The following is an 18,247-nucleotide window of genomic DNA, read 5'->3' as shown; positions in this document are numbered from 1 at the left end:
TAAGCCCCGCACCGCTGATGATACTGGGATCAAACCCGGGAAAGTAAGTAAGCTCCAAGTTATTTAAAAAAAACCGCCTCCTAGGAGAGCGGTTTTTTTTTGCATAACAGTCAACAGTAGTCAGTCGCAAGTCCGAAGGGAATCAGGAGCTAATTTAACTCTTCAATCTTAGCTCTTAATTCTTCAATCTTAGCTCTTAATTCTTCACTCTGAACTATTATTAAGTCCGAAGGGAATCAGTCCGCAGTCCGAAGGGAAATCAGGAGCCAGTTTAACTCTTCGTTCTTAACTCTTATCTCTTAATTGAAACGTCTATAGTCCAACGTCTATAGTCTAACGTCTTCCAACCTTAGATATTACACCCCCGACAAACCCCCTGAATCAATAAATTACTCTCCTGCTTGACGAAATGTTCTGGTAATATGATCGTTGGGATGTGTACCGTTTCGAGACATGTCGTCTGGCCACATTGGGTACATTTGAAATGTACATGATCATGCTGATGTTGGTGAGTTTCCTGATGACAGGTATCATGACATAAGGCATATTTTATACTGCCTTGATCATCTAAAACCTTATGAAGTAATCCGCTCGCCAAAAAGGACTTCAATGTTCTGTAAATAGTAACCCGGTCAAATTGGCTAGATAGCGCTTGCTCTATGTCTCCTTGACTCAAGGCATACCCCGCATGTTGGAAGGAATCTAACACAGCGACCCGACAAGTCGTTGCCCGAAGGCCAAAATTATCCAATTTTATGCTAGGTTTAGATGCCATTTTATGCTTGTAAATGCTCTGTCTGAAGTGTCACCATATTTCGGTATACACCATTTTTGATTTTCATCAATTTATCGTGGTTACCCCTTTCTAGAATCTTGCCTTCTTCCATTACGATGATTTGATCTGCTGTGCGAATCGTCGATAAGCGATGCGCAATAATCAAACTCGTTCGATTCTTCATTAACTCCTCTAAAGCAGATTGTACCCATTTTTCTGACTCTGAATCCAAAGCACTCGTTGCCTCATCTAAAATCAAGAATTTTGGATTACGTAAAATAGCCCGTGCTATGGCAATTCGTTGCCGCTGGCCCCCTGATAATTTGACCCCTCGTTCACCTACCAATGTATCCCATTTCTCTGGGAATGATTCAATAAACTCCTTTGCAAATGCTTGTTCAGCCGCATGCTCAATTTCCGCTTGGCTAGATCCGGGTTTGCCATAAGCGATATTTTCCCTGATGGTCCCCCCAAATAGTAAGACTTCTTGTGGCACAAGTGCCAACATCCCTCTCCAGTCACTAACTGAATATTCTTGAATATTCTGGCCGTTTAATTTTATATGGCCAGCATTTGGTTCATAGAATCGCATCATCAATTGCGCCAAAGTCGACTTACCCGTACCGGATGTTCCTACAATCGCAATCTTTTGGCCTGGTTCTATATCAATGGATATACCTTTTAATATTTCAACCGATGGTCTACTTGGATATGAAAAGTGTAAATCCTCAATTGAAATGGTCCCAAAATCAAGCGCTTTCGTCGATTTTTGATTCGTTAAATCTATCTCAGATGGGTCCTCTAAGATTTCCAATATTCGATCAGATGAACCAATCGTCTTTTGCAATTGCGCATAAATATCCCCTAAACCTCCCACAGATCCTCCAATAAAGGCCGTATAAAATATGAAAGTTAATAGATCTGCTAAGATCATATCCCCTTGGGCAACAAGCGCTGCTCCATACCAAACCACCCCAACTATCCCACCAAATAAGGCGAAAATGACAAAACTCACAAAGGCTCCGCGCATGGTCGCGGCCTTCAGTGCCGCCTCTATTACCCGATTTAATGAACTCGTATATCGATTGACCTCATACGCCTCATTCGTAAATGATTTGACAGCTTGGATTGATTGAAATGTTTCCTCAACGATGATATTGGTAGACGCTAATTCATCCTGTGATTTTTTTGAAATCTTTCGAATGAACTTGCCAAAAACAATCGCTGCAATAACAAGCACAGGAAAAGTCGCCAACATGAATAATGTCAACTTCCACGACAAGTACGTTATCAAGGCAATTCCGCCAACAAGCGTGAATATTTGTCGGAAAAATTCCGCCAAGGTAATTGATAAGACATCTTGTAATTGCGTAATATCCGATGTTATGCGACTCATCAATTCACCGACCCTTCTTTTTTCAAAGTTGAAGATGGGCATCGTGATAATCTTGGCATATAAACTTTGCCTAACATCCCGCATCGCCTTTTCTGAAACCTGAGCGAACGTATATATACGCAAAAATGAAAGGATAGCCTGTAGAATTAATATGGCAAAAAAGAAAAGCGTCACTTCATTGATATGATAATCCGACTTGCCTTCAATCACCTTTGTCATTTGACCAATTAACAATGGGAAACTCATCGTTGTCAAATTCGAGAGCAATAAAAACAACATACCTATCACAAAGGTCCACTTGTATGGTATGACAAATTGAAAGATTTTCAAGGCTTTTTTAAGTCCTTGTTTATCCACCTTTACCTTATCTTTTGGTTCAGGTCCTGAACCAAATTTCTCGTGTCTTTTTGCCATGCTGCTTTATTCTTTGTCCGGTTCCCCGCGATAGCCCGACTTTAAAAATAGTTGATTATAGTCTGGATCTGTCATTAATTTAGAAAGCGTCAATTTAGGATTCTGTTGCCAGTAAAGATCTACAATACGCCAACCTAGCCATCGGCCAATTGAACCTGGGCAAGCCGGACCAATTTCTGGGGTTTTTGGACGCTCACCTAGGTATTTGTTTTTCGTGAGTTCTTCCTTAGTAAACAACAGTTTTTTGTCAATAAAATGTTCCCATACCTGTTTTTGGAAAGCGTTTGTTTCGGCCAACTCCTGGTTTGTATAACCAAATAACAAGGAATCTGGCAATTCAGGTAATATTTTCTTCGTGAATACAAATCCTTTTCCATACCATATCATATCACTGAGTAAAGAATGATCTTCCTCATTTTGGCGATTGATAAATGCCGAATATTGTAAAATAACTTGGCCAACCAATGCTTTAGGCTCCAATCGACGAAGTTGATAATCATAAACATTCGGCGGTAAGAATTTCCCGTTCTTGCCCATAAAAAAATCGAGACCTATCACGATTAAACTGTCTGATACCTGTAAATGCTGGGCAGTAAATTCGCCGCCTACTCCCCCAAAACCTGAGAATACTGTACGAATTTTAGGGGTCCTTAGCCCTGGGAATTCACTTTGAATACGTTCAAAAGCAGTTTTCAATTCCTTTTCTAAACGATCTCCTCCGAAAAATGCCGTATCTTGACTTTGCTTGTAAAATGCTTGCAGCGAAGGATTTTGGTATAATTGATACAAATCCTTGGCTAGAAATGCTGTCTTTTCCGGTGGACAACTGAAATATCCTATCCCAATTTCAGGGTATTTCTTCAAAATCGAATCAATTGCCTCTGCTGATTTGGCTTCAGCCAGAACCCGGTCCAAGCGCAGCATGTCCCATTTAATTTTTGGAACAGCCTGTTTTTCCTCTACAGTTTTCCCACATTGCCATAAAACAATAGCCAAGAAGATGATAAGCAGACGGTTCATTATCCTAAACGAGCTAATAATTCTTGCAATGATTTAATCTTGTTCTCTGCGTCAGAAAGCTTTTGGCGCTCACGTTCCACTAAATCTGCCTTCGCATTTTGAACGAATTTCTCATTTGCTAGTTTTGCCTCAACTGATTTTTTGAAGCCTAACAAATATTCCAATTCTTTCGCTGATTCAGCCTTCAAAACGGCCGGATCTTCATCGTTCGCCATCGGCACAAAGAACTGGTCCGACTTCACCACAAAAGTTTGTGCATCTACAATGGGTTCTGTAATAAAGTTAATGGATTCTAAATTGGCCAGTTTCATCATAATGGCTTCTACAGCGGCATAGGCCGTTGGTTCCGCCGTTTTAATGCAAAGAGCTAAGGCCAACTTAGGAGATAGTTGCTTCGAATTACGAATCTCACGAACCTTAGTAACTACCTCAAACATCGCATCAAATTGGGCAATCAAAGCTTCATGTACGGCACCAGCTTTTGGAAATTCAGCCTTGCAAATCGTCGTATTTTTTGCTCTTGTATCAATTGCCTGCCATATTTCTTCGGTAATAAAAGGCATGTACGGATGCATTAATCGCATCAATGAATCAAATAAACGCAATGCTGCATCCAAGGTGTCTGCATGAATTGGACTTTGGTAGGCAGGTTTGATAATCTCTAAGTATTTACCGCAGAAATCATCCCATACCAAGTTGTAAATGCTTAATAAAGCGTCTGATATACGGAATTTGCTAAAGTGATCTTGAACTTCAGTAATGGTTTGGCTCATCTTGGATTCAAACCAAGCAGTTGCTAACGCATGCTCAGGTAAAGATGCTCCAGGTACAACCTCCAAACCTTTTAAAAGGCGGAATGCATTCCATATTTTATTCGAGAAGTTTCTTCCTTGCTCACATAATTTATCATCGAACAACAAGTCATTGCCAGCTGGAGCCGAAAACAATAAACCGGAACGTACCCCATCTGCCCCGAAGCGTTCAATTAACTCCAATGGATCCGGTGAATTACCCAATGATTTGGACATTTTACGTCCTTGTTTATCTCGTACAATTCCGGTTAAATACACATTTTTAAACGGCAATTCATCCCGCCATTCATAGCCCGCCATGATCATGCGTGCAACCCAGAAGAATAAAATATCCGGTCCAGTGACAAGATCATTGGTAGGATAGTAATACTTGATTTCTTCGTTATCTGGATTTTCAATACCGTCGAATACTGAAATAGGCCACAACCATGATGAAAACCAGGTATCCAAAACATCTGGATCTTGTGTTAAATCATCCTCAACTAATGCGAATAACTGGTATTTATCACGTGCTATGCGTAAAGCTTCTTGCTTATCTTTTGCTACGATTACCGTGCCATCTTCCATGTAAAACGCAGGGATTTGTTGGCCCCACCACAATTGACGCGAAATACACCAATCACGCACATTTTCCATCCATGAACGATAGGTATTTTTGAATTTGGCAGGATGCAATTGAATGTTGTCATTCAAGACATTTTCCAAGGCTGGCTTTGCCATTTCCTCCATTTTCAAGAACCATTGCAAAGATAATTTTGGCTCGATTACGGCACCCGTTCTTTCAGATGTTCCTACGGTGGATTTGTACTCATCTGTTTGGACTAAATAGCCTTCTTCTGTTAGTTGCTTTACGATACGTTTGCGTGCCTCGAAACGATCAACGCCCACAAATAATATAGCTTTTTCATTTAATGTACCGTCATCATTCAAGATGTCGATGACAGGTAATTTGTGTTTTAGGCCTAATTCGTAGTCATTTAAATCGTGTGCCGGAGTTACTTTTAAACAACCTGTACCAAAATCTAGGGTTACATATTCATCTGGTATGATGCTGATTTCACGATCAATCAAAGGTATTCTAACCTTTTTGCCGTGTAAATGTAGGTAACGTTCATCCGCTGGATTCACGCAAATCGCCGCATCTGCCATAATGGTTTCAGGACGCGTGGTTGCAATCGTTACAAATCCAGTACCATCCACGAGTGGATATTGGATATGAAATAATTTGGCCTGAACATCTTTATAGATTACTTCTTCATCTGATAAAGCTGTTTTTCCTTGTGGATCCCAGTTCACCATGCGCACCCCTCTATAAATCAACCCCTTGTTGTACAAACGAACAAAGGTGTCAATCACCGCTTGATATAATGAAGGTTCCATCGTGAATCGGGTACGATCCCAGTCACATGAAGCCCCTAATTTTTTTAATTGATCAAGAATAATTCCTCCATACTTATCCTTCCATTCGAAGGCGTGTTTCAAGAATTCTTCCCGTGAAATATCTTTTTTCTCAATACCTTTTTCTTTCAACATCGCCACAACTTTTGCTTCAGTCGCAATGGAAGCGTGGTCGGTGCCTGGAACCCAACATGCCTCTTTCCCTTCCATACGGGCCTTGCGAATGAGGACGTCTTGGATGGTATTGTTCAACATATGGCCCATATGTAATACGCCTGTCACATTGGGAGGAGGAATGACGATGGAATACGCTTCTTTATTTGGGTTTGGTTTAGATGCAAAGACCTTTTGCTCTAACCAATAGGCGTACCATTTTTGTTCGATTTCCTGTGGGGCGTAATTCTTATCAATCATAAAAAGCGTATGAGTATTTATAGCCTACAAAGATAATTGTTTTCGGCCAAAGGAGTGGGTGGATTTTTAAAACAATTCAATGTAATTTTGGTTAAAATTGAAATTGAAAATTATGGGTATTCTACTTTGGTTGGGCACATTTCTAGGTATGGAAGGGGTTGCGTGGTTTACACACAAATATATTATGCATGGCATTATGTGGAATTGGCATGAATCACATCATGTACACCACAAGAATCCGCTGGAGAAAAATGACCTTTTTTCGGTGGTTTTTGGAATTTCATCCACTGCAACAATCATCGTTGGAGCGGAGGTGCCTGCGTTGTGGCCTCTGTTTTACATTGGCTTAGGCATTGCGACCTATGGAATATTTTATTTTATTTTTCACGATATCATCGTGCATCGCCGTATAAAAATCAAGTACAAGGCCGGATCAGCTTACATGAAACGTATCATGAAGGCGCATTATGTGCATCATGAAGTCCATACAAAGGACGGTGCCGAGGCTTTTGGTTTCCTATATGCCCCTAAAAAGTATCAATAATTTATTGAACGAATCCCACGCCAACGGTTGAGTTGGAGAATTCATCGATCAAGATAAATGCTCCATTCGAAGGGTTGTTTGCATATACATCTGCGCTAATCGGCTGGGCTGTTCGCAATGCGATACGTCCTATTTCATTGAGTTTCAAGGAATCAACGCCTTCGGTTGAAGTTTGAGCGACGACATCCAAGCCCTCCGTAATCTGTGAAATTTTCGCTTTTGTGATGTTAATGCCATGTTGCAATAAATAGGTTTTTCCGGGGGTGAGGGCTTGGTGGTCGAGCCAACAAACCTGTGCGGAGAAATCTTTTAATTGTGGGGCTGCGGATTCTGCTGCTAAAACGATGGTATTACCACGAGAGATGTCAATGTCAGTTGTTAACGTAATTGTCACGGAATCGCCGGCAATCGCTTGATCGAGCTTGGAGTTATATTTTTCTATCGACGCAATGTGGCTTTCCTGGCCCGTTGGCAATACCCGAACTGCATCACCCACCTTGAACGTACCCGAACTGATTTTACCTGCATAACCACGAAAATCGTGGTAGGCTTCCGTCATGGGGCGGATTACAAATTGCACCGGGAAACGCGCGGGGGCATGTGCCAGTACAGAGGCGTATTCGAAAGCTTCCAATTCACCCAACAACGTATTGCCTGTAAACCAAGGCATGTGTTCAGCTTTGGACGTAATATTTTGACCGTATAATGAGGAGATAGGGAGGAAACTAACCTCCTGTCCCTCGAAAGTAGTTTGCGCTACTAGGTCAGTTAAACTGGCTTTTATTTCCTCAAAAGTCGATTCTTGATATTGAACCAAGTCCATTTTATTGACGCAGATAATAACTTTCGGAATGCGCAGCATAGCCGCGATCGACAAGTGGCGTGCCGTTTGTTCCACAAGACCTTGTCGGGCATCCACCAAAATTAAAGAAACCTTCGCGTTAGATGCACCAGTGACCATGTTGCGGGTATATTCTACGTGACCCGGGGTATCGGCAATGATGTATTTACGGGATGGGGTAGAAAAATAAATGTGCGCTACATCGATGGTGATTCCTTGCTCGCGTTCTGCGATTAGGCCGTCTGTCAACAGCGAAAGATCTAAAAAATCTAGTCCTTTGCGTTTTGAAGCGGTTTCAAGCGCTTCAATTTTATCTTTGGTGATTGAGTTGGTCTCGTATAATAAACGACCGATCAAGGTGCTTTTCCCATCATCAACAGAACCGGCGGTTGCTATGCGTAATATATCCATGGTCTTTCTTCGCTTGATTAAAAATATCCCTGTTGTTTTCTTTTTTCCATCGCTGCTTCCGAGCGTTTATCGTCGATGCGTGCACCTCGTTCCGAAATTTCCGCAGAAAGAATCTCTTCGATAATGACGTCGATTTCAGTAGCATCCGAGGCTACTGCAGCGGTGCAGGTCATATCGCCAACGGTCCTAAATCGGACAGTTGCCTCAAATGGAATTTCGTCAGCCTCTTTATTTAAATGTTCGGAATCAGCCCAAAGCATTCCATCGCGTTCAATTACTTGACGTTTGTGCGAAAAGTAAATGGAAGGGATTTCCATGTTTTCTTCTTTGATGTAGTTCCAAACATCCAATTCGGTCCAGTTGGAGATCGGGAACACCCGCACATTTTCGCCTACGGCAATACGGCCGTTCAACATGTCAAATAATTCGGGGCGCTGGCGTTTGGCATCCCATTGACCGAAGTCATCACGTACCGAGAAGATGCGTTCTTTGGCGCGGGCTTTTTCTTCGTCACGGCGTGCGCCGCCAATACATGCATCAAATTTAAATTCTTCAATCGTATCCAACAGCGTTACCGTTTGTAAAACATTTCGCGAGGCATATTTACCAGATTCTTCTTTGGCTTTACCTTGGTCGATCGAATCCTGCACATACCGAACGATTAATTCAGCCCCTGTTTCTTTGGCTAACCAATCCCGAAATTCGATTGTTTCAGGGAAGTTGTGTCCCGTGTCAATGTGTACCAAAGGGAATGGGATCTTCCCAGGGTAAAATGCTTTTTGAGCTAAACGAACTAAGGTGATGGAATCTTTTCCACCGGAAAATAGCAAGGCAGGGTGCTCAAATTGAGCTGCAACCTCGCGCATAATATAGACGGACTCATCCTCAAGCTGCCTCGGGAACTGTCCAATTTTATCGTGTAACTTATTCATATTCTGCTATTAGGCGTGTAAACCACATTCTTTTTGGGAATTTTCCCACCACCAGCGACCAGCGCGCGGGTGTTCTCCCGCAGCGATAGCTCGCGTGCAAGGTGCGCATCCAATCGAGATAAAACCTTTTTTATGTAAAGGATTTTGCGGGACTTTATATTCAGCTAAATAATTCTCTAAGGTTTCAAAAGACCAATCTATTATTGGATTGATTTTGTATAAATTTTTCTGAGCATCCCATTCAATCATGGGCATGTCGGCGCGATTATCTGATTGTGCAGCGCGTAATCCAGTTATCCAAACATCGGCTTTTTGTAAGGCCCTATTTAGTGGTTCAATTTTACGTATGTAGCAACATTCCTTTCTGTTTTCGACTGATGTGTAAAAGGAGTTAAATCCTTTGGTTTCCACCAGATTTTCAACGGCAGATGTATTTGGGAAATAGGTTTTTAGGCTGAATGCTAGTTTTTTGACAGTGAGATCAATCAGTTCATAGCTTTCTTGAAATTGCCTGCCGGTATCCAAAGTGAAGATTTCAATATTCAACTTTTGGGACGCGATTGCATGGGTTATGGCTTGATCTTCTTGTCCAAAAGAAGTCGAAAAAACGATATTATTGCCAACAAAAAGTGTTTCAATTTGCTTCAATCGCTCAGGCAACGAAAGCGCTAAAAGAGATTTTTCGAAATTTTCTGTGACCATTTTTAAGAAATTTTCACAAAGATATACAAAGTCTATTGAATTGCTATACTAATATAAAAAATAAACGTATTTGTTTTAAAACTTTTATAAATTGAAAAGAGTTTATAGACCATGCGTACGGGAGACGAAATATTGTTGGATCAAGCTTCTGGAGAAGAGGCCGAAATGTTTTTGGATTTACGAAATCTAAAGCATTTGGTTCGTCATGGTGAGGGCCAACGGCTCGAGTTTAAAATGAAGGTCAAGTTCCCAGAAAAAATTGTTAAAGAGTTAGTCGCATTTGCTAATTCAGATGGTGGACATTTGTTTGTAGGTGTCTCAGATGATGGAAATATAGAGGGGTCCAAGTTTGTAGATGAAGATCAATTTGTTTTAGAAAAAGCTATATCTACGTATTGTTTTCCTGCATTTACTTATCATGTTTATCGAATACCATTGGAAAATGGCCGGTCGGTTTTAGTTTATCATGTTTTTGAAAGCATCGATAAGCCTCATTTTGTTCAACTTGATTCGGAGCCTAATCCGGTTTGTTATGTTCGGGTAAAAGACCGTACGATTCAAGCTAGCAAGGAAATGAAGCAAATTCTTCGCAGGGAGAACGAGGAAGGTTTGACGTTTGCTTATGGTGCGCATGAGCAGTGGTTAATGGAATATTTACGTTTAAATGAACAAATTACCTTGGCTGAGTTTGCATTACAATGTAAATTGCCTATCTGGTTGGCTTCGCGCAAAATGGTTTTACTTGTGTTGAGTCGGGTGCTTAAAATCGAGCCAGGGGAAAATCAAGATCATTATTCACTACGATGAAAAAATGGATAGTATTGTTGGCAGCTTTGCCATTTGCTTGTTCTAAAATGGCAAATGATCCAGGAATTGTACCTGCGCCACAAACCACAACTGCCTCATCTTTTGATTTGTTGCAGGATAAATTATTAACTCCATCTTGTGCCAGTTCGGGATGTCATTTATCAAATAAAGATGCTGGTTTTGCGCAGCATCGATTGGTCCTTGCCAAAGGAAGTTCGTATGCAAATTTGGTAGGAGTGCCCTCTGTTAACTCGGTCGCGCTCAAGAATTCAGTACTCCGTGTACGTAAATTTGCTTCAGGAGAAAGTTTATTTTTTCATAAGCTTAACTGGGATTTAACTCATCATGGATTAACAAATTATGGTGCACCAATGCCTTTGGGTGGAAAGCCAATCAGCAAAGGGGCCTTGACTTTTGTGCAAAAGTGGATCGATGCAGGGGCCCCGAGTGTTGGGGTTGTTGCAGATGCGCGATTATTGGATGATACCACCCCTAGTTATGTACCTGATGCGAATTTTACCCCATTAGCTACGCCATCGGCAGAAGGAAAAGCAGGAGTCCAACTAAAAGTGGATCGTTTTCTGGTTCCACCAAATTTTGAAAGGGAACTATTTGTTCGTCGGTCGCTTAATAATGCTGAACCCATTTATATATCACGGATTAAGTTAAAATCGAGAGTCAATAGTCATCACATGGTTTTATATGATTTTAGATCGAAAACATCTTTGCCAGCAATTGATGAAATTAGAGATTTAAGAAATTTAGACAACTCTCTAAATTTTTTAACATTTCTTCAGATGTCTAATCATATTTTCCTAGGAGGCGGTACAGATCCTAATTCAGATTACACCTTCCCGGCTGGAATGGCGATACAGCTTCCTGCAAATGCATCCATCGATTTAAATCCGCATTATTTCAATAAAACCACGGAAAGTTTATACGGAGAGAATTATGTAAATCTGTACACCGTACCGGCGGATCAGGTGAAGAAGGTCGTTCAAATGATTGACTTTAGCGTCAACAGTTTTACTTTACCAGCCAATCAAAAAACCACAATTACGCGTGATTTTAAATTTGACAAGCCAGTCGCCATCGTTTCCTTGACCTCACATTTTCATGCGAGAGGTAAGTTATTCCAAATTAAAATAAAAGGGGGCGCTCGTGATGGCGAGCTCGTCTATGAAAACACAGATTGGGAACATCCTAAGGTGATTAATTACGATACGCCCATTTTATTACAAGCCGGAGAAGGTTTAACTTCGGTAGTAACCTACCTGAATGACACCTCTAAACCTATTGGATTTGGTCTTACTTCTGAGGATGAAATGAACATCATTTTTGGTTATTATTACGGGCGTTAATTCTCAAGCTTTCAGGCATTTATTGAAAAGTTTTTCAAAGCTATTTGATATCTAAAACATTGAATTATATTTGCCTCCACTTCTTGAAATATTTCAAGAAAATGGTACAAAATAGTACAATTTTAGGCATTATTTGCACTCTTAAGATAAAGCGGCTCTATTTGAAAAAACTTTTACTACCCTTAGGTTGAATGGAACACAAACACAAGAATAAAATGACGGCTGCCGGTCTTTTGGTAGCCATGGGTATCATTTATGGGGATATTGGAACATCTCCACTCTACGTAATGCAGGCCATCATTGGAGATAATCCCATCAATGAATTAACGGTTTTGGGAGGTTTATCCTGTATTTTTTGGACCTTGACATTGCAAACAACATTAAAATATGTTATTCTAATTCTGCGTGCAGACAACAAAGGAGAAGGTGGAATCTTTGCATTATTCGCGTTGGTTCGGCGGCATGCGAAATGGCTAACGCTCCCTGCCATCATTGGTGGTGCTACACTTTTAGCTGATGGTATTATTACGCCTCCTATTTCAGTCTCATCTGCAGTTGAAGGACTTCGCATGTTGCATCATGCGGATGGAACACCTTTTGTGACAGATACCGTTCCTTTAGTTATCATAATTTTAACTGGATTATTTTTGTTTCAAATACTAGGTACGAAAATCGTTGGTAAATTTTTCGGACCAGTGATGTTGGCCTGGTTCGGAATGCTTGCTTTCACGGGTATTTTAGGTATCGAAAATGATTGGTCTATATTACGTGCTATTAATCCCAGCTATGCCTGGGAGTTATTGACAACGCATCAAGCTGGGAGTGCTGGTTTCTGGAGTTTAGGTGCAGTATTTCTTTGTACAACTGGTGCGGAAGCCTTGTATTCTGATTTAGGCCATTGTGGTCGGGAGAATATTCGAGTTTCATGGATTTTTGTTAAAGTTGCTCTACTGCTTCAATACTTTGGACAAGGGGCCTGGTTATTGTCACAGAATGGTACTTTGTTAGGGGCCCAAAAGCCCATTTTTGAATTGTTGAAATCAGAGTTAGGTGTTCAGTTTTTGTTTTCTGGTATTATGCTTGCTACGCTTGCTGCGGTGATTGCATCTCAAGCTTTGATTTCAGGCTCATTTACATTAATCTCTGAAGCCATTCGGTTAAACCTATGGCCACGCGTTCGTTTGATTTATCCATCCGATCAGAAAGGGCAATTGTATGTGCCTTCGATTAATCTACTATTGTGGATGGGCTGTGTTGGTGTTGTATTGTGGTTCAGAGAGTCTGCTAACATGGAGGCAGCATACGGATTAGCCATTACGCTCACCATGTTGATGACCACCTCATTAATGGCCTATTATTTACATATCAAGAAAGTTGATATGTGGTGGATTCTATTATTCCTGGTGGTTTATGTTTCTCTTGAGGGGTCTTTCTTAGTGGCCAACTTGCAAAAATTTTGGCATGGAGGATACGTTTCTTTATTCATTGCGGGCGTCATCATTTTAATTATGTTGGTTTGGTTCCGGGCGACACGCATTAAGAAAAAGTTAACTGAATATGAGAAATTAGCTGACTACATCGAGCCACTCAAGGAGCTAAGTAGAGATGAAACGATTCCAAAATATGCCACGCACTTGGTTTTTATGTCGAATGCAGCGCGTGTAACTGATATTGAATCCAAGATAATTTATTCGATTTTTCAACGTCGTCCCAAGAAGGCTGATATCTACTGGTTTGTTCATGTAGATACCATGGATGATCCATATACCATGGATTATAAAGTAACGGTTATTGAACCAGATGATATTGTGAAAGTTAACTTTAAGTTGGGTTTCCGTGTGGAGCAGCGTATTAATTTATACTTCCGAAAGGTGGTAGAGGAAATGGTTTCTCGTGGAGAAGTAGATATTACTTCACGTTATAAATCCTTGAATGAGCAAAACGTGATTGGAGATTTCCGTTTCGTTGTGTTGGAGAAATTCTTGTCTTTTGACAATGAAATGCCTTTGATGGATCGTCTGGTTATGAAAGCCTATTTCTTTGTTAAACAATTTACGCATTCGGAAGATAAATACTTTGGTTTAGATAGTGATGCCGTAAAATTGGAAAAAGTACCATTGATTATTAAGCCGATTACCAAGTGTAATTTAAAACGCATCGACTAATATGGCGACGATATTTACCAAAATTGTGAATCGGGAGATTCCATGTCACTTGATTGCTGAGGATGATCGATTTATGGCATTTCTCGATGTGATGCCCTTAGTGGAAGGTCACGTTTTGGTAATTCCCAAACAAGAGGTTGATTATATCTTTGATCTAGCGCCTGAATTGCTTGGCGACTTGATGAAATTTGCTCAAAAGGTAGCACCTGCGATTAAAAAAGCGATTCCGTGTAGGCGAGTCGGTGTAGCGGTGATAGGCCTAGAAGTTCCCCATGCACATGTGCATTTGGTACCCTTGAACCGCATGTTGGATATCAACTTTTCACAAGAGAAGCTTAAGCCATCACAGGAATCTTTAGCTGCAACGGCTGAGAAAATACGTTCTTATTTACTTTAAGAATCCTTTTAATTTGTTCATTTCTGCCTGAGGATTCGCCTTTTCATATACGATATGGTATACGGCTTCTATGATGGGAAGGTGAATGTTATGTTGGCGTGAAATACTATAAATACTTCGCACTGCATAGTATCCTTCTGCAATCATGTTCATTTCAATCTGTGCTGATTTAACAGAATATCCCTTACCAATCATATTTCCAAAGGTACGGTTACGTGAAAATTGCGAATAAGCCGTCACTAATAAGTCCCCAAGATATCCTGAGCTGTTTAAGTCGCGTTTAGCTTCAGGGTAGACCACATCTAAGAAAATCTTAATTTCTTGCATGGCATTGCTTACAAGTACAGCCTGAAAGTTATCGCCAAATCCCAAGCCACGTGTAATTCCGCACGCCATCGCAATGATGTTTTTGATAACCGCACAATATTCCACCCCATAGAGATCTTCGATGGCATGAGCTTGCAGAAAGCGGCTATTCAATAAGTTTGAAAATGATTGTGCAATAGCTAAAGAAGGCGATGCAATGGTCAAATAGGATTGTTTTTCTAGCGCAACTTCCTCTGCATGACAAGGTCCTGCAATTACACAAGTTTGACTAATGGGCACATTGAATGCTTTTTCCATCCAGTCGGTGACCAATAGATTTTCCTCTGGAATCATCCCTTTAATCGCAGATACAATTTTCTTTCCTTCGAAGTGTTTTTGATTTAAATCTTTTAACGTTGCAGGAATGAAAGCAGCAGGGACGGCTAGGATAATATATTCAACACCCGCTAGTGCATCCGACATCTTGCTGTAGGTTTTTACTTTTCGGGGGTTGATGGCTACATCTGTCAGGTAGCTTGGGTTATGATTGTATTTACGAATGAAGTCAACGTCTGATTTCCGACGGATCCACCATTTGATTTTGACCTGGTTTTCAGATAAAATTTTAACGAGTGCTGTAGCCCAACTGCCTCCGCCGATAACCGCAACCTGTGTAGGGATTTTCTTTTTTAATTCTTCTAATTGACTCATAGCCGTAAAATTACCTATTTAATTAAAAATTAGCTGAAACAATCAGAAAAATTGCCAAATTTGTTTCTCGCTAAGGCTTTGCCTTGGCTAAAATCTAAACCTATGAAAAAACTATTGATACTCCTATTATTAGGGGCTAACTCGGTTGCATTTGCTCAGAAAACATCTCAACCCCTTCCGGAACATCCAAGGCCTGATTTAATGCGGTCACAGTGGTTGAATTTAAATGGTTCGTGGGATTTTACTTTTGATTCTACCTTTGTTATTCCTTCCAAATTTGCGCATAAGATTCAGGTTCCTTTTCCTTGGGGATCGAAGCTTTCGGGTGTAAAAGATGAAGCCGATGTAGCGTGGTATCATCGATCATTTCAAGTGCCTGACGCATGGGGTTCTAAGCGCGTGTTTTTGAACATTGGTGCATCTGATTGGCATACGTCCGTGTATGTAAATGGTCGGTTTGTTGGGGAACATAAAGGGGGATATACCCCATTTGATTTTGACGTCACTTCATTTTTGAAAGTAGGGATTCAATCGGTCGATATTCGCGTGGATGATAAGCGCCGTATGTTTACCTTATATGGGAAGCAGGGCTATGGGAATGCGCGGGGGCTATGGCAGACGGTCTATTTGGATGCGCGCGGGGCGGATTACATCGACCACTATGCGGTTTATCCTGATATAGATAATGGAACAGTTCGAATCAAGACCTACTTTGGTAATGCTACTTCCAAAGATGCTGTTTTAGCATTAAAGCTGGCTAATGGGCAATCGGCTCGAGTGTCGGTTAAAAAAGGAGATACTTTAGCGGATCTTACGTTGAAATTGGCAAAACCGCGTTTATGGTCACTGGAGGATCCATATTTGTATGATTTGTCGTTGAGTTTAGGGAATGATCAGGTGAAAGGATATTTCGGTTTTAGGAAGATTTCGGTGACGCCGTTACCGGGTTCTAAGATTCCTTACATCGCATTGAATAATAAGCCTGTTTATCTACAGTTGGCCCTTGACCAAAGTTACCATGCTGATGGATTTTATACTTTCCCATCTGACGCCTTTATGCGAGATGAGATTTTACGGAGTAAGCGGATTGGGTTAAATGGTATTCGTACGCACATTAAGGTCGATGTGCCGCGTAAATTGTATTGGGCTGATAAATTAGGGTTATTGGTGATGTCAGATGTGCCAAATTCCTGGGGAGAACCGGATGCCGATATGCGTCGGGAGACAGAATATACGTTACATGAGATGTTGAAGCGCGACTTTAATCATCCGGCGATTTTTTCTTGGATTACTTTTAATGAAACATGGGGTTTGTTTACGAAGCAGGATAAGAAGTCTGTCTACACGCCGGAAACGCAAAAGTGGGTGGCTTCGGTGTATCGTTTGGCTAAATCTTTAGATCCAACGCGCCTAGTGGAAGACAATTCGATTTGTTGTGGACGTGGACATACGGAGACGGATATTCAGTCTTGGCATGCGTATCAGGCGGGTTATGAGTGGGATCAAGTTATGGCTGATCAATCTAAAAATGTATTTCCGGGGAGTCAATGGAATTTTGAAAAGGGCTATGTGCAAGGGGCACAGCCGATGATTAATTCGGAGTTTGGGAATGTGTGGGGGTATCAGGGAAGTACGGGAGATGTGGATTATACGTTTGATTATCATAAGGCGATGAATTCGTTTCGGAATCATCCGAAAATGGCTGGTTGGTTGTATACGGAACATCATGATGTGATTAATGAGTGGAATGGCTATTATAAATTTGATCGGACGGAGAAGGAAACTGGGTTGGGTGCAATTGTGCCGGGGATGACATTGAAGGATTTGCATGGGCCGTTTTATGTGTCGACGGGTCAGGAAATTACCTGGGCTGGGATGGCTGGACAGACCATTAAGATTCCGCTTCATCTGTCATCGATGACAGATATGTCGGGTGGGCTACGTTTGAAAATTTCGTTCGCTGGCGTAACAGCGTGGGGTGAAAAGCAAACACATTGGACGAAGGAGGTACCTCTAAAATTTGCTCCTTGGGATGTGAAGGCTCTCGATTCTTTGTCGGTGATTTTGCCCAAAGATAAATCAGTGAATACCCTTTCATTTGTTTTAATGGATGTAGCGGGAAAAGTGTTGCATCGGAATTTTGGGCATATTATTGTTGAAGAGGGGAATGCTAAGCCTTCGAATCCAAAAATGGAATTCGTATCAGTTCCTGTAGAGCGATTTAGTGCTTCGCTATGGCCAGAAAAGCAATGGACAGGTGTTTTGGGGCATAAAGTTAATGGGGCCGGTGTTGGTTATTTTGAGTATGAATTCCCCATTACGGGTTCCGATATTGCTGAGGTTCGATTTATGGTGGAGGCGTCCTCAAAGCCTGTTTTGGGCAAGGATCGTCCAGGTGGGGGAAAAATGGATGGGGATTATATGTTGGGGAAGGGAACTTTTGACCCTAGTGTTAATCCAAACGCTTATCCACAAACGGATGTTTATCCTTCCTCTTCCTCGATGCGCGTTTCGGTCAATGGAATTCCGGCATTGGAAACTGTTCTAGCGGATGATCCGGCTGACCATCAGGGTATTTTGTCGTGGCATTATCAGGCTCGGAATAATAAATTGGACGAGGCGGGGACGTATGGGTATTTGGTGCAGGGTGTTATTCCCCCAGCTGCATGGCAGGCAGCTTTGAGAGCAGGGAAACTGGTAATTCGTTTTGAGTCGACACGTGGTGGTTTAGCGCTTTATGGAGATCAATCTGGCCGTTTCGTGACGGACCCGAGTATTATTATTTTACGCAAGTAAAAATATCAGTTACTTGAAGTTTTTCCCCCTTACCTTTGCCAAACC

14 protein-coding genes are annotated in these 18,247 nt (G+C 41.3%); 6 read left to right on the top strand and 8 right to left on the bottom strand.

Annotation, left to right across the window (positions count from 1 at the left end; translation table 11 throughout):
• Nucleotides 1–349: 349 nt before the first annotated feature.
• The 4 genes from ACIQZ2_RS07440 to ACIQZ2_RS07425 are packed head-to-tail and all read right to left on the bottom strand — an operon-like array spanning nucleotide 350 to nucleotide 6,229.
• Nucleotides 350–775 carry a Fur family transcriptional regulator gene (locus ACIQZ2_RS07440; protein ID WP_395768220.1) on the bottom strand — a complete coding sequence of 142 codons (426 nt, stop codon included), beginning with the start codon at nucleotides 773–775 and terminating at the stop codon, nucleotides 350–352.
• Between the two features lies 1 nt (nucleotide 776).
• Nucleotides 777–2,585 carry an ABC transporter ATP-binding protein gene (locus ACIQZ2_RS07435; protein WP_395768219.1) on the bottom strand — a complete coding sequence of 603 codons (1,809 nt, stop codon included), beginning with the start codon at nucleotides 2,583–2,585 and terminating at the stop codon, nucleotides 777–779.
• Nucleotides 2,586–2,591: 6 nt separating this feature from the next.
• Nucleotides 2,592–3,605, bottom strand: a complete 1,014-nt coding sequence (locus ACIQZ2_RS07430) for a gliding motility protein (protein ID WP_395768218.1) — start codon at nucleotides 3,603–3,605, stop codon at nucleotides 2,592–2,594.
• Complete coding sequence (locus ACIQZ2_RS07425; RefSeq protein WP_395768217.1) at nucleotides 3,605–6,229, bottom strand: valine--tRNA ligase; 2,625 nt, start codon at nucleotides 6,227–6,229, stop codon at nucleotides 3,605–3,607. Before ACIQZ2_RS07425 ends, ACIQZ2_RS07430 begins: the two co-directional genes overlap by 1 nt.
• Nucleotides 6,230–6,341: 112 nt before the next feature.
• On the opposite strand from ACIQZ2_RS07425, the gene ACIQZ2_RS07420 reads away from it, so the two are divergent.
• The gene (locus ACIQZ2_RS07420) at nucleotides 6,342–6,773 is read left to right on the top strand and encodes a sterol desaturase family protein (RefSeq protein WP_395768216.1); all 432 of its coding nucleotides are present in this window, start codon (nucleotides 6,342–6,344) and stop codon (nucleotides 6,771–6,773) included.
• A gap of 1 nt (nucleotide 6,774) precedes the next feature.
• On the opposite strand, the gene ACIQZ2_RS07415 is transcribed toward ACIQZ2_RS07420, so the two are convergent.
• From ACIQZ2_RS07415 to ACIQZ2_RS07405, 3 genes are read right to left on the bottom strand one after another with little or no spacing between them, the layout of a single operon-like run.
• Complete coding sequence (locus tag ACIQZ2_RS07415) at nucleotides 6,775–8,025, bottom strand: sulfate adenylyltransferase subunit 1 (protein ID WP_395768215.1); 1,251 nt, start codon at nucleotides 8,023–8,025, stop codon at nucleotides 6,775–6,777.
• Nucleotides 8,026–8,042: 17 nt separating this feature from the next.
• Complete coding sequence (gene cysD, locus ACIQZ2_RS07410; RefSeq protein WP_395768214.1) at nucleotides 8,043–8,957, bottom strand: sulfate adenylyltransferase subunit CysD; 915 nt, start codon at nucleotides 8,955–8,957, stop codon at nucleotides 8,043–8,045.
• 9 nt (nucleotides 8,958–8,966) lie between these two features.
• Nucleotides 8,967–9,659, bottom strand: coding sequence for a phosphoadenylyl-sulfate reductase (locus ACIQZ2_RS07405; RefSeq protein WP_395768213.1), 693 nt, complete (start codon nucleotides 9,657–9,659; stop codon nucleotides 8,967–8,969).
• Nucleotides 9,660–9,770: 111 nt separating this feature from the next.
• Between ACIQZ2_RS07405 and ACIQZ2_RS07400 the strand changes: the two genes are divergently transcribed.
• The 4 genes from ACIQZ2_RS07400 to ACIQZ2_RS07385 all read left to right on the top strand — a co-directional run bounded on the left by ACIQZ2_RS07400 (nucleotide 9,771) and on the right by ACIQZ2_RS07385 (nucleotide 14,389).
• On the top strand, nucleotides 9,771–10,466 hold the full coding sequence (locus tag ACIQZ2_RS07400; protein WP_395768212.1) for a helix-turn-helix domain-containing protein: 696 nt from the start codon (nucleotides 9,771–9,773) through the stop codon (nucleotides 10,464–10,466).
• Nucleotides 10,463–11,827, top strand: coding sequence for a hypothetical protein (locus tag ACIQZ2_RS07395; protein WP_395768211.1), 1,365 nt, complete (start codon nucleotides 10,463–10,465; stop codon nucleotides 11,825–11,827). The genes ACIQZ2_RS07400 and ACIQZ2_RS07395 overlap by 4 nt, the downstream gene beginning before the upstream one ends.
• A 191-nt stretch (nucleotides 11,828–12,018) precedes the next feature.
• On the top strand, nucleotides 12,019–13,992 hold the full coding sequence (locus tag ACIQZ2_RS07390; protein ID WP_395768210.1) for a KUP/HAK/KT family potassium transporter: 1,974 nt from the start codon (nucleotides 12,019–12,021) through the stop codon (nucleotides 13,990–13,992).
• 1 nt (nucleotide 13,993) lies between these two features.
• On the top strand, nucleotides 13,994–14,389 hold the full coding sequence (locus tag ACIQZ2_RS07385) for an HIT family protein (RefSeq protein ID WP_395768209.1): 396 nt from the start codon (nucleotides 13,994–13,996) through the stop codon (nucleotides 14,387–14,389).
• Here the strand turns inward: ACIQZ2_RS07385 and ACIQZ2_RS07380 are convergent.
• On the bottom strand, nucleotides 14,381–15,406 hold the full coding sequence (locus tag ACIQZ2_RS07380) for an NAD(P)H-dependent glycerol-3-phosphate dehydrogenase (protein ID WP_395768208.1): 1,026 nt from the start codon (nucleotides 15,404–15,406) through the stop codon (nucleotides 14,381–14,383). The two genes, ACIQZ2_RS07385 and ACIQZ2_RS07380, sit on opposite strands and share 9 nt — an antisense overlap.
• A 102-nt stretch (nucleotides 15,407–15,508) precedes the next feature.
• On the opposite strand from ACIQZ2_RS07380, the gene ACIQZ2_RS07375 reads away from it, so the two are divergent.
• Nucleotides 15,509–18,202: a glycoside hydrolase family 2 protein gene (locus tag ACIQZ2_RS07375; RefSeq protein ID WP_395768207.1), complete on the top strand. Its 2,694-nt coding sequence runs from the start codon at nucleotides 15,509–15,511 to the stop codon at nucleotides 18,200–18,202.
• Nucleotides 18,203–18,247: the final 45 nt, after the last annotated feature.

This window comes from Aquirufa sp. (genome assembly GCF_044342065.1).
GTDB lineage: Bacteria > Bacteroidota > Bacteroidia > Cytophagales > Spirosomataceae > Aquirufa.
This window is presented reverse-complemented; position numbering and strand designations above follow the sequence as displayed.

What these genes read in the sequence shown, in the direction of transcription:
- ACIQZ2_RS07380 (WP_395768208.1), bottom strand. Translation starts at nt 15,406, where the DNA reads ATGAGTCAATTAGAAGAATTAAAAAAGAAAATCCCTACACAGGTTGCG.
- ACIQZ2_RS07405 (WP_395768213.1), bottom strand. Translation starts at nt 9,659, where the DNA reads ATGGTCACAGAAAATTTCGAAAAATCTCTTTTAGCGCTTTCGTTGCCT.
- cysD (WP_395768214.1), bottom strand. Translation starts at nt 8,957, where the DNA reads ATGAATAAGTTACACGATAAAATTGGACAGTTCCCGAGGCAGCTTGAG.
- ACIQZ2_RS07375 (WP_395768207.1), top strand. Translation starts at nt 15,509, where the DNA reads ATGAAAAAACTATTGATACTCCTATTATTAGGGGCTAACTCGGTTGCA.
- ACIQZ2_RS07390 (WP_395768210.1), top strand. Translation starts at nt 12,019, where the DNA reads ATGGAACACAAACACAAGAATAAAATGACGGCTGCCGGTCTTTTGGTA.
- ACIQZ2_RS07435 (WP_395768219.1), bottom strand. Translation starts at nt 2,585, where the DNA reads ATGGCAAAAAGACACGAGAAATTTGGTTCAGGACCTGAACCAAAAGAT.
- ACIQZ2_RS07385 (WP_395768209.1), top strand. Translation starts at nt 13,994, where the DNA reads ATGGCGACGATATTTACCAAAATTGTGAATCGGGAGATTCCATGTCAC.
- ACIQZ2_RS07395 (WP_395768211.1), top strand. Translation starts at nt 10,463, where the DNA reads ATGAAAAAATGGATAGTATTGTTGGCAGCTTTGCCATTTGCTTGTTCT.
- ACIQZ2_RS07420 (WP_395768216.1), top strand. Translation starts at nt 6,342, where the DNA reads ATGGGTATTCTACTTTGGTTGGGCACATTTCTAGGTATGGAAGGGGTT.
- ACIQZ2_RS07425 (WP_395768217.1), bottom strand. Translation starts at nt 6,229, where the DNA reads ATGATTGATAAGAATTACGCCCCACAGGAAATCGAACAAAAATGGTAC.
- ACIQZ2_RS07415 (WP_395768215.1), bottom strand. Translation starts at nt 8,025, where the DNA reads ATGGATATATTACGCATAGCAACCGCCGGTTCTGTTGATGATGGGAAA.
- ACIQZ2_RS07440 (WP_395768220.1), bottom strand. Translation starts at nt 775, where the DNA reads ATGGCATCTAAACCTAGCATAAAATTGGATAATTTTGGCCTTCGGGCA.
- ACIQZ2_RS07400 (WP_395768212.1), top strand. Translation starts at nt 9,771, where the DNA reads ATGCGTACGGGAGACGAAATATTGTTGGATCAAGCTTCTGGAGAAGAG.
- ACIQZ2_RS07430 (WP_395768218.1), bottom strand. Translation starts at nt 3,605, where the DNA reads ATGAACCGTCTGCTTATCATCTTCTTGGCTATTGTTTTATGGCAATGT.